The organism is Streptomyces sp. enrichment culture, from assembly GCF_964272855.1.
In the GTDB taxonomy this organism is placed as follows: domain Bacteria; phylum Actinomycetota; class Actinomycetes; order Streptomycetales; family Streptomycetaceae; genus Streptomyces.
Map to the genome: position 1 here is coordinate 2613878 of NZ_OZ186847.1, position 13421 is coordinate 2627298.

Sequence of the window (13421 nt, forward strand, 5' to 3'; positions counted from 1 at the left end):
GACCGCACCCGACCCTATCGGGATCGAGTACCCGTTGCGGTACGGACTCAGATGCCGACCTTGATGCGTGCGAAGCGCTTCAGGGTGACACCGGCCTCGTCCAGAACCTTCTGGACCGACTTCTTGTTGTCCAGCGCGTACGGCTGGCCGAGCAGCGTGGCGTCCTTGAAGAAGCCGTTGACGCGACCCTCGACGATCTTGGCGATCGCGGCCTCGGGCTTGCCCTCGGCGCGGGTGGTCTCCTCGGCGATACGACGCTCGGACTCGACGACCTCGGCCGGGACGTCCTCCTTGGAGAGGTACTTCGGCGCGAAGGCGGCGATGTGCTGGGCGATGCCCTTGGCGACCTCGGCGTTCGGCTTGTCGAACTCGACGAGGACACCGATCTGCGGGGGCAGGTCGGGCATCGTGCGGTGCATGTAGGCGAGCACGAAGCCGTCGGCGTACTGCGCGAAGCGGTCCAGGACGATCTTCTCGCCCAGGTTGGCGTTGGCCTCGTCGACGAACGCCTGGACGGTCTTGCCGGCCTCGATCTCGGAGGCGAGCAGGGCCTCCAGGTCGGCCGGGGAGGTCTTCGCGACGTGCTCGGCGATGGCCTGGGCCACGGCCTGGAACTTCTCGCCCTTGGCGACGAAGTCCGTCTCGCACTTCAGCTCGACGAGGACACCGGAGGAGTTGTCGTCGGCGATGATCGAGACCACGGCGCCGTTCTCGGCGGAGCGGCCCTCGCGCTTGGCGACGCCCTTCTGGCCCTTGATGCGCAGCGCCTCGACAGCCTTCTCGACGTTGCCCTCGGCCTCGTCCAGCGCCTTCTTGCAGTCCATCATGCCGGCGCCCGTGAGCTCGCGGAGCTTCTTGACGTCGGCGGCGGTGTAGTTCGCCATGAGTCTGTGAATCTTTCTCGAAGTCTGGAGGATCGGAGATCTGCACGGTCCGCGATCCAGGGTGTGGATCGCGGACGCCGCGCTGACCTACGGGTGAACGGCGGGAGCGGACTTGATGTCAGCTCCCGCCGTCAACGGCTGACGCTGACGGTCAGGCCTGCTCGCCCTCGGCGGCCGGAGCGGCCTCGGCGGCGGGCGCCTCGGCGGCGGCCGGGGCCTCCTCGGCCTTCTTCTCGCCCTCGAGCAGGTCGCGCTCCCACTCGGCCAGCGGCTCGCCCGCGGCCTTCTCGCCCTTGCCCTCGGTGGCGACACCGCTGCGGGCGATGAGGCCCTCGGCGACGGCGTCGGCGATGACGCGGGTGAGCAGGGTGACGGAGCGGATCGCGTCGTCGTTGCCCGGGATCTTGTAGTCGACCTCGTCGGGGTCGCAGTTGGTGTCGAGGATCGCGACGACCGGAATGTTCAGCTTCCGGGCCTCACCAACGGCGATGTGCTCCTTCTTGGTGTCCACGATCCAGACGGCGCTCGGCACCTTCTGCATCTCGCGGATACCACCGAGGGTCTTCTCCAGCTTGGCCTTCTCGCGGGAGAGGACCAGGAGCTCCTTCTTGGTCAGACCGGAGGACGCGACGTCCTCGAAGTCGATCTGCTCCAGCTCCTTCAGGCGCTGCAGACGCTTGTAGACGGTCGAGAAGTTGGTGAGCATGCCGCCCAGCCAGCGCTGGTTGACGTAGGGCATGCCGACGCGGGTGGCCTGCTCGGCGATGGCCTCCTGCGCCTGCTTCTTCGTGCCGACGAACATGACCGTGCCGCCGTGGGCCACGGTCTCCTTGACGAACTCGTAGGCGCGGTCGATGTACGACAGCGACTGGAGCAGGTCGATGATGTAGATGCCGTTGCGCTCCGTGAAGATGAAGCGCTTCATCTTCGGGTTCCAACGACGGGTCTGGTGACCGAAGTGGACGCCGCTCTCCAGCAGCTCCCGCATCGTGACGACGGCCATGGCCGTACTCTCCTTGAGTTTCTCGGTTGTGCCGCGGATGCCGGACGGCTCCCGCGCCTGACGCCCGCAGCGCGCCGTTGCCACAAAGGACCGAGGGGCGCTGACTCCCGGGTTCCGGACGGTGCCGGGACCCGGTGTCGGGGCGTGCGAAGTCGACCCGGTGACCCGGATCGCCATCAGAAGTGTACGGGACCGGCGGAGCGCCGGGTGACGCCGCTCTCCACAACCGGGGAGTAGTCCACAGGCTCCGGCGGTGATCAGCGGGGGTGCGGCACGGTTCCGGCATGCGAGCGAAGCGATACGCGTACCTGGTGACGGCGGCGCTGCTGGGCCTGTGGCCGGTCCTGACACCGGCCGGCCGGGCGGACGGCGCGCCCTCCCCCGCCCCACCCGTCCCGGCGGTGGGCCGCACCTGGCCCCTCCCCGGCCGCCCGCCGGTCCTGCGCGCCTGGGACCCGCCCCCGTCCCCGTACGCCCGGGGCCACCGCGGAGTCGACCTGGCGGCCGCGCCCGGCGCGCCGGTCCTGGCCGTCGCGACCGGCCGGGTGTCCTACGCCGGCCGGGTGGCGGGGAGGGGCGTGGTCTCCGTGGAACTCGACGGCACGGGCGCTCCCCCGCTGCGCACGACGTACGAGCCGGTACGCCCGTCCGTGAAGAAGGGCGACCCGGTGACGGCGGGCGAGGTGGTCGGCACGGTGGAACCGGCGGGCTCCCACTGCCCGGTCACGTGCGTCCACTGGGGGTTGCGGAGGGGCGAGGCCTACCTGGACCCGCTGTCGATCATGCCCCCGTGGCTGGTGAACGAGGGCCCGTCGGTGCTGCTGCCGGTGCTGGGAGTGCCGCTGCCGCGGCCGAGCGGCGCCCTGTAGCGCCGGGCCGCTCACCCTTGTCGGCCGATCTGGAGACCGGGCTCAGCCCAGGACCCCCCGCAGTGCCATCCGCACCGCGGCCTCCGCCACGACCCCCGGCTCCTCGACGCCCAGCTCGATCCGCCGCACAGCCGAGTCGACGACGCCCTGCAGCATCATCGCCGTGAGCCGGGGCTCCGCTTGCCCCATCTCCCCCAGCACATCCACGATCATCGCGACGAGCGCCCCGTGCGCCGCCCGGATCTTCTCCCGCGCCCCCGCGTCCAGCTCACTCGCCGAGATCGCCACCACGGCCCGATGCCGCCGGTCGCCGACCAGCGACAGCTGCCGCCGCACGTACGCCTCGACCTTGGCCTCCGGCCCGTCCGCCGCGGCCATCGCCGCCTCGACCTCCGCCGCCCACACGGGGAAGTCGACCTCGCACAGCTCCTCGACGACCGCGGCCCGCGACCGGAAGTACTCGTACACGGACGACCGCGCCAGCCCGGTCCTCTCGGCGAGAGCCGGGAAGGTCAGCGCCTCCGTACCGCCCTCGGACAACAGGGACCGAGCCGCGTCCAGCAGGGCGGCTCGCTGCATCGACCGGTGCTCGGCCACGGAGGCCGCTCGAATCCTTGGCACGTCAACCCACTTTACGGACCGACCGCCCACGACGGGAGTACAGTGCCGTACGCGCTTCAGCGCCCGAAGCCGGCCAGCTTCGCCCGCAGCTGCAGCACGGACTTCGTGTGGATCTGGCTGACCCGGCTCTCGGTCACGCCGAGCACGTTCCCGATCTCGGCCAGGGTGAGCCCCTCGTAGTAGTAGAGGGTGACGACGGTCTTCTCCCGCTCCGGCAGCGTGTTGATCGCCCGCGCCAGGAACCGCCGCAGCTCCCGGTCCTCGGCCACCTCCACGGGATTGTCCGCGGCGGTGTCCTCCAGCGTGTCCATGACGCTGAGCCCGTCCCCGCCCTCGCCCCCGACGTGCAGCAGCTCCTCCAGGGCCACCACGTTGGCCAGCGACAACTGGCTGAACACGGCGTGCAGTTCGTCCACGGCGATCCCCAGCTCGGCGGCCACCTCGCTCTCCGACGGCGTCCGCCGCAGCCGCGCCTCCAGCGTCGCGTAGGCCCGCTCCACGTTGCGCGCCTTCTGCCGTACCGAGCGCGGGATCCAGTCCAGCGCCCGCAGCTCGTCGATCATCGCGCCCCGGATCCGCGTGATCGCGTACGTCTCGAACTTGATCTCCCGGTCGATGTCGAACTTCTCGATCGCGTCGATGAGCCCGAACACCCCGGAGGACACGAAGTCGGCCTGCTCCACGTTCGGCGGCAGACCGACGCTCACCCGTCCCGCCACGTATTTGACGAGCGGCGAGTAATGCAGAATCAGCTGCTCGCGCAGCCGGTCGTCGCCCGTGGCCTTGTACGACCGCCAGAGCTCGTCGAGCGTCGAGGGAGCGGGCGGCCGCACGCTGCCACCGTCGCGGGCGGCCGGTGTGACCGCCGCCCGGTCGGACCCGGAGGTGTGCTGGGGCATTCGTCGCCTTGTGCCGTTCTGCCGTGAAGGGTGGTACGTGAGTGAGCTGTCGCTCTGGGGTGGAGTTGCCGGACTGTGTCGGAATCCTCGTGAGCGTAGCGTGACTGAGGTGTCGCGGTGCGCGAACATCGGAGCGCGCGGGGGGCGCAGATACGTTCCGCTGCGCGCCCTACCGGGTCACGGCGGTCGCTCTGCGTGACCGCAGCAATCCGCCAACTCCGTGATTTCCCAAGGGCGTAGGGGTTCCCCCGGACGGCTGAACACGCTGGGTCAACAGGGGCTCCGAGGGCGTCGAACGGAGATCATCGCCTGGCGTGTCAACTTCCAGCCGTCGCCGTGTCGTTCGACGTAACCAAGTGCTCGAAGCTCGTACAGTCTCGCGATCGCGTCGTCCTCGGTCGTCTGCGCGCCCAGTGCGATCTCCCGCGCCGCGGCCGCGCCCCGCCCGGGCAGCGCGGCCAGTACCCGGCGTGCGCCGGGCGCCAGCAGGTCCCTGGGCAGCACCGGCCCGCGCCGGTCGGGGGCCAGCTCGCCCATGGCTCCCACGAGCTCCACGACTTCCGCCGCGTCGGTGACCAGCACGGCGTCCCCGCGCAGCAGCTCGTGCACGCCCGCCGACAGCGCGCTGGTCGCCGGTCCCGGCACGCCCATGGTGTGCCGGCCCAGCCGCTGGGCCGCCCGCGCGGTGACGAGGGAGCCGCTGCGGTGGGCGGCCTCGACGACGACGGTGCCGCGGGTGAGAGCGGCGATCACCCGATTGCGCAGCACGAATCTGCTGGGCGTGGGATGGTCCCCGGGCGGCAGCTCGCCGATCACCAGGCCCTGCTCCGCGATCCTGGCGATCAGCTCGGTGTGTCCGCGCGGATAGGGCCGGTCGACTCCGCAGGCCAGGACGGCGATGGTCGCGCCGCCCGCGCCGAGGGCGCCCCGGTGGGCGGCGCCGTCGACGCCGTAGGCGCCGCCGGAGACGACCACCCAGCCCCGCTCGGCCAGCCCGGCGGCGAGGCCCGCGGCCATGTGGGCGCCGTACTCGGTGCAGGCCCGCGCCCCCACGAGGGCGACGGAGCGCAACGCCCACATCCGCAGGTCGGCCCGGCCCCGCACCCACAGCCCCAGCGGCCTGGCGTCGCCGAGATCGTCGAGCTGCCGGGGCCACTCCACGTCCCCCGGGCCGAGGAACCGCACCCCGGCCGCCCGGGCGACGTCGAGATCCCGCTCGGGCTCGGCCCGAAGCGCCCGCGCCCTCAGCCCCTCCCACCGCCGCCCGCTCACTCCCGGCAGCGGCCTCTCCCCGTCCCGCAACCGCCGTACGACCTCCGCCACACCCAACTCCCGCACCCACCGCCCGGTGATCTCGTCGCCGGGTTCGATGACCCGGGTGAGGAAGACCCGGGCCGGCAGATCGGGATCGCCGCCGCCGCGCATGTCGGGGCCGCCGCTGATCCGGCCGGGGCCACAGCTCACGTCCGGGCCGCTGATCCGGCCGGGGCCACCGTCCACATCCGGGCCGCTGGTCCAGTCGGGGCCACCGTCCACGTCCGGGCAACCACCCACGTCCGGGCAACCACCCACGTCACTGCCACAGCACATGTCCTGGCCACGGCCCTTGTCCGGGCCACAGCTCACGTCCGAGCCACCACCCACGTCCGGGCCACCATCCACGTCACTGCCACCGCTCGCATCCGGGCAGCCACTCACATCCGGGCCACCGCTCACCTCACCGCCACCGCTCACGTCCGAGCCACAGCTCACTTCGGGACGCCCGCTCACTTCGGGACGCCCGCTCACCTCGGAACGACCGCTCACCACGGGACCGCCGCTCACGTCGGGACCACCGCTCACCCCCCTGCCACCGCTCACGTCAGCGCCCCGATGGCCATCGGCACCCCGCGCGGGACACCTGTGCGCAGTTGCAGGGCGAGGGCCACGTCGGTGGCGTCGGGCCGGTCGTGGCCGACCAGGTCCGCGACGGTCCAGGCGACCCGCAGCACCCGGTCGAGCCCGCGTGCGGTCAGCACCCCGCGTTCCAGGCTGCGCTCGGCCTCGTCCATCGCGCCGCTCGCCGCGTGCCAGCGGCTGCGCAGTTCCCGCCCGGGCACCTCGCTGTTGGTCCGCCACGGGGTACCCGTGAAGCGCGCCGCCGCCCGCTCCCGCGCCGCGCGCACACGGTCGGCGACCGTCGCGGTCGAGTCGCCCCGGGCGCCGAGGCCGGTCAGTTCGGCGCGCGACACCCGGTCCACCTCCACCCGCAGGTCGACCCTGTCGAGCAGCGGACCGGAGAGCCTGGCCTGGTAGCGGCGGATCGCCGACGGCGGGCATTCGCACAGGCTGTCGGTCAGCGAGAAGCGCCCGCACGGGCAGGGGTTGGCCGCGAGCACCATCAGGAACTTCGCCGGGAAGCGCACCACGCCCGCGCTGCGCGCGATCACGACGTGCCCCGACTCCAGGGGCTGCCGGAGCGCGTCGAGTGCCTGGCCGCTGAACTCCGGGGTCTCGTCAAGGAAGAGCACCCCTCGATGGGAGAGCGAGACGGCGCCGGGCCTGGCGACGCCGGGGCCGCCGCCGACGAGTGCCTGCATGGTGGCCGAGTGGTGCGGCGCGCAGTAGGGCGGGACGTCGACCAGGGGTTTGCCCGGTGGCAGCAGGCCGGCCACCGAGTGCACCGCCGTGACCTCCAGGGACTCCTCCCGGCTGAGCCGGGGCAGGATGCCGGGCAGCCGCTCGGCGAGCATCGTCTTGCCGGCCCCGGGCGGCCCCTCCAGGAACAGGTGGTGGCCGCCGGCCGCGGCGACCTCCACCGCCGTACGGGCCGAGAGCTGACCGACGACGTCGGCGAGGTCGTAGCCGTGGTCCTGCTGGGCGGCGCCCACGCTGTGCATGCCGGTGGCGGCGCCGGTGCCGGGGACGCGCAGTCCGGCGAGCAGCGGGTCCGGGCGGCCCAGCTCCTCCTTCTCCTCGTCGGGCACGGGTTCGTCGGCGAGGATGGCGATCAGCTGGCGCAGGCTGCGGACGCCGAGCACCGACACGCCTGGCACCAGGGCGGCCTCGGCGGCCGCGCACTCCGGTACGACGACCTGTTCGTACCCGGCGTCGGCCGCGGCCAGGACGGCGGGCAGGATGCCGCGCACCGGCCGCACCCGTCCGTCCAGGCCCAGCTCGCCGATCATCACGATGTCGGCGAGGACTCGCGGGTCGATGCGCTCTCCGGCGCCGAGCACCGCACAGGCGACGGCCAAGTCGAATCCGCTGCCCGCCTTGGGCACGGAGGCCGGGCTGAGCCCGACCGTGAGTTTCTTCTGCGGCCACTCGGCGCCGGAGTTCACCACCGCCGCCCGGACCCGGTCCCGGCTCTCGGTGAGGCTCTTGTCCGGCAGGCCCACCAGGGTGAACGCGGCGACGCCCGGTTCCAGGTCGGCCTGGACCTCGACGACCACGCCCTCCACGCCCACGAGGGCCACGGAGCAGGTGCGCGCGAATCCCATCACGCCACCCCCCGCGCGTGCTCGACGACGGGCGCGCCCCGGTCGGGCAGGACGACTCCGACCAGGTCGATGCGGACCCCGCCGGGCGGTGCTCCGCCGTGTTCCTGGAGCCAGCGTTCCGCCAGCCGTCGCAGGCGGCCCGCCTTGGCCGGCGTGATCGCCGCCATGGGGTGCTGGAACCGCCCCGCCCTGCGGGTCTTGACCTCGCAGACGACGAGGACGTCGCCGTCCCGCGCCACGATGTCGATCTCACCGGTCCGTCCGGCGCGCCAGTTGCGCTCCAGGACCGTCATGCCGGCCTCGGTCAGCCGCCGGGCGGCCACTTCCTCGCCGTACCTGCCGAGTGCGCTGTGTGCCAGATGTGCGTTCATGTCGGCACCACCTCCGGCACCGACTGTCACGCACCCGCCATCACCGAGTGGATCTTGGTGGACAACTCAGCGACTGTGGAAAAACCCGTCACTCACACGGGTGGCGATGACCGCCGCGATCACCCGCCCGGCAGCTCCAGATCGCTCTTGTTGAGCTCCTCGATGTTCACGTCCTTGAACGTGAGCACCCGGACCTGCTTCACGAACCGGGCCGGCCGGTACATGTCCCACACCCAGGCGTCCGCCATGGACACCTCGAAGAACACCTCACCCTGGACGGAGTGCACCTGCATCTCGTAGTCGTTGGTCAGGTAGAAGCGCCGCTCGGTCTCGATCACGTACTTGAACAGACCGACGACATCGCGGTACTCCCGATAGAGCTTGAGCTCCATCTCGGTCTCGTACTTCTCGAGGTCCTCGGCGCTCATGGCATGTTCCCCTTCAGCCGTGCGATCCCCCCATTGTGCGCCAGTCCCGTGAGCCTCTAGACGATTTCCGTGTCGAGGATCTCCGGTCCGGCCGGGGGACCTTCGTCGAGTAGTCTGCGCAGCAGCTCGGCGAGTCTGGTCGGATACACCGTCTCATGTGCCCGGGTCAGTTCCTGACACGTCCACCACCGAGCTCCGACGACACTGCGCCGCTCCAGCTCGGTCAGCCTCACGGCCTCGGGCACCACCTCGGACGTATGGGCCGTCCGGGCCAGGTAGTACCACTCGTCCTGGTTCCAGCGGCGGCCGGCGAACGGGAAGGAGCACATCCGCCGCCACAGGACCGGTCCGAGTTCGACCTCCGTGATGCCCGTCTCCTCGGCGAGTTCCCGCAACGCGGCCTCCTCACGGGTCTCCTCGCCCTCGAGGCCGCCGCCCGGCGTGAACCACCAGTCGTCCGCCGGATCGTCCGGCTCATGGCCGTGCAGCAGCAGGATGCGGTCCTGCGGGTCGAGCAGCACGACGCGAGCGACCTTGCGCACCTCGTCGCCGGCCGGTCCGCCGTCCGGCGCCTCAGTGAGCACCGGTGGACTCCGTCCGGCTCCGGTTGCGGGCGGCGCGCTGCGCGATCGGCCCGTACGCGGCGCCGCCGAGCACCAGCACGGCACCCACGACGGTCATCGCGCCGATCGTCCGCAGCGGCCCCGGCTCGGACAGGCTGCCGCCGAGGGCCTCGAAGCCGGTGGCAGGGGGCAGCATGCCGTCCATGGGCCAGACGACGGCGTCGACCCGCGCGGAGACCTTGTCGCGTGCCACGCTGCCGCTCGCGGCGTCCGTCAGATGGGCCGTGGAGTCCAGGGAGCCGTGCCGCTCGTCACCGAGCAGGAACAGCCTCCCCTCGGGGACGGTGACGGTCGGGAAGTTCGCGGACCCGGCCTCCCCGTCGGGCAGGTACGGCTCCTCGATCTCCTTGCCGTTGACCGTCAGCCGGCCGTCCTGGCAGCACGCGACGGTGTCCCCGCCCACGGCGACCACCCGCTTGACCATCGGCGCGTCGCCCCAGGTGGCGTCCTTGAAGACGACGACGTCGCCGCGGCGCACGTCCGCGCCGTCGACGCGCTGGGCGAGCACACGGTCGCCCGCGCCGATCGTCGGCGCCATCGAGGTGGTCGGGACGGTGTACGGCCGGTAGACCACCGCGCCCCATCCGAAGGAGGCGAGGAACAGCACGAGGCCCAGCGCGACCGCCAGCCCGGACAGTCGCTGTCCGGTCCGGCCGCCCGCCGGGCCGTTGCCTGTGCCGCCCGCGCTCTGCGGGGCCGTGTGTGTCGTGCTCTCGCCACCCATGGGTCCGCACCCTACCCGGCGGTACCGGACCCGGTCAGCTCCTCGGTCACCGGATGGCCGGGACCGTCCCGGGGCGGGCCGCCGCGGGGGACGGCCCCGGACCGTCTAGGGGGTGTCTCGTCGATCAGGCCGGATCAGGGAGCGGCGGCTGGTGCCGTGCATCGCAAGGCGGAGGAGGGAGCCGATGCGGCGCATCGGGGACCGACGACAACGCGGCGAGGCGCGGTGCCAGGCGCCGCGAGCCCGGCATGATCGGCGAGACGTCCCCTAGCGCGGGTCCCCGATGGTGAACCGCTTGCGGCGCCACAGCGCCACCGGCACCACTCCGGCCAGGGCGAGCGCGTGCGGCGCGGCCGGCAGGGCCGCGGCGGCCGACGACTGCTGGTTCAGGCCGGGCTGGTCGAAGGTGTCCGGGACCGGCAGGGTGCCCCAGCGGTTGATCGGCCAGGCCTTGACGATGGCGCGGCCGACGACCTCGTCCACCGGGACCATGCCCTGGTGCTTGTCCGACTGGTTGTAGCGCGAGTCGCGCGAGTTCTGCCGGTGGTCGCCCATGACCCAGATGTAGCCCTCGGGGACCTTCACCTTGAACTGGCCGCCCTGGTCGTCGACGCTGCACGGCGTGTTGCCGGGGTACACGTACGGCTCGTTCAGCGCCTTGCCGTTGACCTTCAGCGGGCCGGTGCCCTTGCACTCGACCGTGTCGCCGCCGACGCCGATGACCCGCTTGATCAGGTCCTTCTCCTCGGAGGACGGCATCAGGCCGATCCAGCTGAGGAAGGTCTGCAGCGCGTTCGGCTCGGGCGTCACCTCGCCCAGCAGCCACTTGTCGGGGTCGTGGAAGACGACGACCTCGCCCCGCTCCGGCTCGGAGCCGAACCACGGGGTGAGCTTGTCGACCAGGACCCGGTCGCCCTCCTGCAGGGTGTTCTGCATCGAGTCGGAGGGGATGGAGAACGCCTGCACCAGAAACGTCTTGATCAGCAGCGCGAGCACCAGGGCGATACCGATCAGGATCGGCAGCTCCTTCCAGAAGGAGCGCTGCTTCTTGGGGGGGTTGGGGGCAGTGCCGCCGGAGCCCTGCCCACCTGCCGTGTCCTGCTCGTCGCTCACCCTGCCGCCCTCGGCTGCCGTCGTGTCACTCCCGGAGGCTACGGCGCTGTCCGCGGCCGGGCCGGCCGCTTCCACGGGGTGTCCGCGGTGCTCCTCGCCGTCGTGCCCGGACCGTGCGCCAACCGCCACATCCCCCACGCCAACTCCTTACTCTGTGCCGCTGCCTGCCCCGGATACGGCGCAGGCCCACCACTCCCATAACGAGCGGGAGTTCCGCAGGGCTCGGGAGCTGGATCATTGCGTTCGGATCCGACGCGCCGGGCTCCAGAGGTTTGGGTGCCGGCACGTTCGAAACGTCGGAGGCAACCCTATGCGACACCTGGGCGACCGCGGTCGACCCGGACGCCGGGTCGGCCACGGAAGAGAATGTTTCGGGTTCGTCGAGCGTGGTCCAGTGGTTGAACGGCCAGGCGATCACGATCGCCCGCCCCACCACCTGGTCCTCGGAGACCGTGCCGCCGTAGGTGTCCTGGTGGACGCGGGAGTCGGCGGAGTCGGCACGGTGGTCGCCCATCACCCACAGCCGGCCCTCGGGGACGGTGACGTCGAACTCGGTGACGGACGGGGCGTTGCCCGGGAACAGGTAGTCCCCCTCGTTCAGGGGAACGCCGTTGACGGTGACGCGGCCTTGCGCGTCGCAGCACTTGACGCGGTCGCCGCCGACCCCGACGACCCGCTTGATGAGGTCCTTCTCGTTGTCGGAGGGCAGCAGGCCGATGAAGGTGAGCCCTTCCTTGACCTGCTTGACGACGACGGGGTCGTCCTTCTTCTGGGTGGGCTGCTCGTCGTTGAGCCAGCCGCCGGGGTCCTTGAAGACGACGACGTCCCCGCGCTCGGGCTCGGCGCCGAACCACGGGGTGAGCTTGTCGACCAGGACCCGGTCGCCGATCTGGATCGTCTGCTCCATGGAGCCCGACGGGATCACGAACGCCTGCACCAGGAAGGTCTTCAGGACCAGTGCTATGAGGACGGCGACACCGATGAGGAGCGGTATCTCCTTGATGGCCGAGCGGCGCCGGCGCCGCTTGACCTTGCGCTGGAGCTTGCGCCGCTCCGCGCGGGAGCGCCCGCCGGCCGGTGCGGCGGCGCGCCGTGTGCCGGTGGGCAGGAGGTTGTCGACGGGGTCGTTGGACGAACCGCGCGGTTTGCCGCGATTACCCATGGGCACCGTCCGGGGTGCTCGCGGGCACGCGCGCGTAGGCGTCGGGCCGGTGCAGGCGGGTGACGTGGCCGACGGGCCAGGCGATTCCGTCCGCGCGGCCGATGACCTCGTCGACGGGGATCATGCCGCCGCCGGGTGAGCCCAGGTGGTCGCGGGAGTCGCTGGAGGCGCTGCGGTGGTCGCCGAGGACGAACAGGGTGCCGTCGGGCACGACGACGTCGAACGGCACCGACGACGCCCGGTCGCCGGGGTACAGAAATGTCGACTCGTCGACCGACAGGCCGTTCACCCGGAGCCTCCCTTCCTTGTCACAGCAGACCACGTGGTCTCCGCCCACGCCCACGACGCGTTTGATGTAGTCGGCGTCCCCGAAGTATCCGCTGCCGTCGAACACGACGACGTCACCGCGCCGCGGCTCGGCTCCGAAACGGTACGCCAACTTATTTACGAGAACGCGGTCGCCGATCCTCAATCCGGGCTCCATGGATCCGCTGGGAATCTGGAACGGCTGCAGCACCAGGGTGTTGAGCAGCAGCACGAAGAGCAGGCAGAACAGCGCGGTCAGGGTGATCCGTCCGCCCGGGAGCCACTCGGCGATCCGCGACACCAACGCGAAACGCGACCGTTCCTCCGGCCCCCCGGCGTCCGAGGCGTCCTCGGTGGCGGAAGGGCGGGAGGAGCGGTCGCGCTCCGTCGGCTGTGCTTCGGTGTCCATCGGGGCCAGATGCTATCCGGCCCCGCTGTGGACCCCACGGGGACAAGCCCCGGGAAGCGCTCAGTTCTCGCGCTTCTCCTTGATCTTCGCCGCCTTGCCGCGCAGCTCGCGCAGGTAGTACAGCTTGGCGCGGCGGACGTCACCGCGGGTGACGAGCTCGATCTTCTCCACGATCGGGGTGTGCACCGGGAAGGTGCGCTCGACGCCGACGGAGAAGGAGACCTTGCGGACCGTGAAGGTCTCGCGCACGCCGGAACCCTGGCGACGGATCACAACGCCCTTGAACTGCTGCACACGGGAGCGGTTGCCCTCGATGACGCGGACGTGGACGTTGACGGTGTCACCCGGGCGGAAGGCCGGGACGTCGCTGCGCAGCGACGCGGCGTCGACGGAGTCGAGCAGGTGAGACATTTCGTCTGCTTTCTTCGCTGATGCCACAGGTCATCAACGGGAACTAGAGGTTCGGGATGCTGTCGGGCGCGTCGGGGCGGGCGTCGTGTCCCCCTGTGGCAGGGGCGCACGCCGGA

General features: G+C 71.5%; 15 protein-coding genes. 1 reads left to right on the forward strand and 14 read right to left on the reverse strand.

What is annotated here, in order from left to right; all coding sequences use genetic code 11:
* Nucleotides 1–47: 47 nt before the first annotated feature.
* Nucleotides 48–884 (reverse strand): translation elongation factor Ts, encoded by an 837-nt coding sequence (gene tsf, locus ACSU6L_RS10795; RefSeq protein WP_073941180.1) that lies wholly within the window; start codon nt 882–884, stop codon nt 48–50.
* Nucleotides 885–1035: 151 nt separating this feature from the next.
* A complete protein-coding gene (gene rpsB, locus ACSU6L_RS10800) occupies nt 1036–1887 on the reverse strand; it encodes a 30S ribosomal protein S2 (protein WP_437055868.1) in 852 nt (283 codons plus the stop codon).
* A gap of 284 nt (nt 1888–2171) precedes the next feature.
* On the opposite strand from rpsB, the gene ACSU6L_RS10805 reads away from it, so the two are divergent.
* Nucleotides 2172–2756, forward strand: a complete 585-nt coding sequence (locus tag ACSU6L_RS10805; RefSeq protein WP_437055870.1) for a murein hydrolase activator EnvC family protein — start codon at nt 2172–2174, stop codon at nt 2754–2756.
* Between the two features lie 42 nt (nt 2757–2798).
* Here ACSU6L_RS10805 and ACSU6L_RS10810 read toward each other — a convergent pair whose 3' ends face one another.
* From ACSU6L_RS10810 to rplS, 12 genes are all read right to left on the reverse strand, one after another.
* Nucleotides 2799–3353 (reverse strand): TetR/AcrR family transcriptional regulator, encoded by a 555-nt coding sequence (locus ACSU6L_RS10810; RefSeq protein WP_437055872.1) that lies wholly within the window; start codon nt 3351–3353, stop codon nt 2799–2801.
* Nucleotides 3354–3433: 80 nt separating this feature from the next.
* The gene (gene whiG, locus ACSU6L_RS10815) at nt 3434–4276 is read right to left on the reverse strand and encodes an RNA polymerase sigma factor WhiG (RefSeq protein WP_437055874.1); all 843 of its coding nucleotides are present in this window, start codon (nt 4274–4276) and stop codon (nt 3434–3436) included.
* 270 nt (nt 4277–4546) lie between these two features.
* Nucleotides 4547–5701 carry a DNA-processing protein DprA gene (gene dprA, locus ACSU6L_RS10820; RefSeq protein ID WP_437064846.1) on the reverse strand — a complete coding sequence of 385 codons (1155 nt, stop codon included), beginning with the start codon at nt 5699–5701 and terminating at the stop codon, nt 4547–4549.
* A 431-nt stretch (nt 5702–6132) separates the two neighbouring features.
* Nucleotides 6133–7758, reverse strand: a complete 1626-nt coding sequence (locus tag ACSU6L_RS10825; protein ID WP_437055876.1) for a YifB family Mg chelatase-like AAA ATPase — start codon at nt 7756–7758, stop codon at nt 6133–6135.
* A complete protein-coding gene (locus ACSU6L_RS10830; protein ID WP_073941173.1) occupies nt 7758–8159 on the reverse strand; it encodes a YraN family protein in 402 nt (133 codons plus the stop codon). Before ACSU6L_RS10830 ends, ACSU6L_RS10825 begins: the two co-directional genes overlap by 1 nt.
* Nucleotides 8160–8248: 89 nt before the next feature.
* The gene (locus ACSU6L_RS10835; protein WP_003965949.1) at nt 8249–8557 is read right to left on the reverse strand and encodes a DUF2469 domain-containing protein; all 309 of its coding nucleotides are present in this window, start codon (nt 8555–8557) and stop codon (nt 8249–8251) included.
* 56 nt (nt 8558–8613) lie between these two features.
* On the reverse strand, nt 8614–9141 hold the full coding sequence (locus ACSU6L_RS10840; protein WP_437055878.1) for an NUDIX hydrolase: 528 nt from the start codon (nt 9139–9141) through the stop codon (nt 8614–8616).
* Nucleotides 9131–9904: a signal peptidase I gene (gene lepB, locus ACSU6L_RS10845; RefSeq protein WP_437055880.1), complete on the reverse strand. Its 774-nt coding sequence runs from the start codon at nt 9902–9904 to the stop codon at nt 9131–9133. Before lepB (ACSU6L_RS10845) ends, ACSU6L_RS10840 begins: the two co-directional genes overlap by 11 nt.
* 267 nt (nt 9905–10171) lie before the next feature.
* The gene (gene lepB / locus ACSU6L_RS10850) at nt 10172–11155 is read right to left on the reverse strand and encodes a signal peptidase I (protein ID WP_437055882.1); all 984 of its coding nucleotides are present in this window, start codon (nt 11153–11155) and stop codon (nt 10172–10174) included.
* Complete coding sequence (lepB, locus tag ACSU6L_RS10855; RefSeq protein ID WP_437055884.1) at nt 11043–12179, reverse strand: signal peptidase I; 1137 nt, start codon at nt 12177–12179, stop codon at nt 11043–11045. Before lepB (ACSU6L_RS10855) ends, lepB (ACSU6L_RS10850) begins: the two co-directional genes overlap by 113 nt.
* Nucleotides 12172–12894 carry a signal peptidase I gene (lepB, locus tag ACSU6L_RS10860; protein ID WP_437055886.1) on the reverse strand — a complete coding sequence of 241 codons (723 nt, stop codon included), beginning with the start codon at nt 12892–12894 and terminating at the stop codon, nt 12172–12174. Before lepB (ACSU6L_RS10860) ends, lepB (ACSU6L_RS10855) begins: the two co-directional genes overlap by 8 nt.
* A 60-nt stretch (nt 12895–12954) precedes the next feature.
* Complete coding sequence (rplS, locus tag ACSU6L_RS10865; RefSeq protein ID WP_073941167.1) at nt 12955–13305, reverse strand: 50S ribosomal protein L19; 351 nt, start codon at nt 13303–13305, stop codon at nt 12955–12957.
* Between the last annotated feature and the right edge of the window lie 116 nt (nt 13306–13421).

Coding starts and splice junctions, on each gene's coding strand:
- tsf (WP_073941180.1), bottom strand. CDS start 884: ATGGCGAACTACACCGCCGCCGACGTCAAGAAGCTCCGCGAGCTCACG.
- rpsB (WP_437055868.1), bottom strand. CDS start 1,887: ATGGCCGTCGTCACGATGCGGGAGCTGCTGGAGAGCGGCGTCCACTTC.
- ACSU6L_RS10805 (WP_437055870.1), top strand. CDS start 2,172: ATGCGAGCGAAGCGATACGCGTACCTGGTGACGGCGGCGCTGCTGGGC.
- whiG (WP_437055874.1), bottom strand. CDS start 4,276: ATGCCCCAGCACACCTCCGGGTCCGACCGGGCGGCGGTCACACCGGCC.
- dprA (WP_437064846.1), bottom strand. CDS start 5,701: ATGCGCGGCGGCGGCGATCCCGATCTGCCGGCCCGGGTCTTCCTCACC.
- ACSU6L_RS10825 (WP_437055876.1), bottom strand. CDS start 7,758: ATGGGATTCGCGCGCACCTGCTCCGTGGCCCTCGTGGGCGTGGAGGGC.
- ACSU6L_RS10835 (WP_003965949.1), bottom strand. CDS start 8,557: ATGAGCGCCGAGGACCTCGAGAAGTACGAGACCGAGATGGAGCTCAAG.
- lepB (WP_437055880.1), bottom strand. CDS start 9,904: ATGGGTGGCGAGAGCACGACACACACGGCCCCGCAGAGCGCGGGCGGC.
- lepB (WP_437055884.1), bottom strand. CDS start 12,179: ATGGGTAATCGCGGCAAACCGCGCGGTTCGTCCAACGACCCCGTCGAC.
- lepB (WP_437055886.1), bottom strand. CDS start 12,894: ATGGACACCGAAGCACAGCCGACGGAGCGCGACCGCTCCTCCCGCCCT.
- rplS (WP_073941167.1), bottom strand. CDS start 13,305: ATGTCTCACCTGCTCGACTCCGTCGACGCCGCGTCGCTGCGCAGCGAC.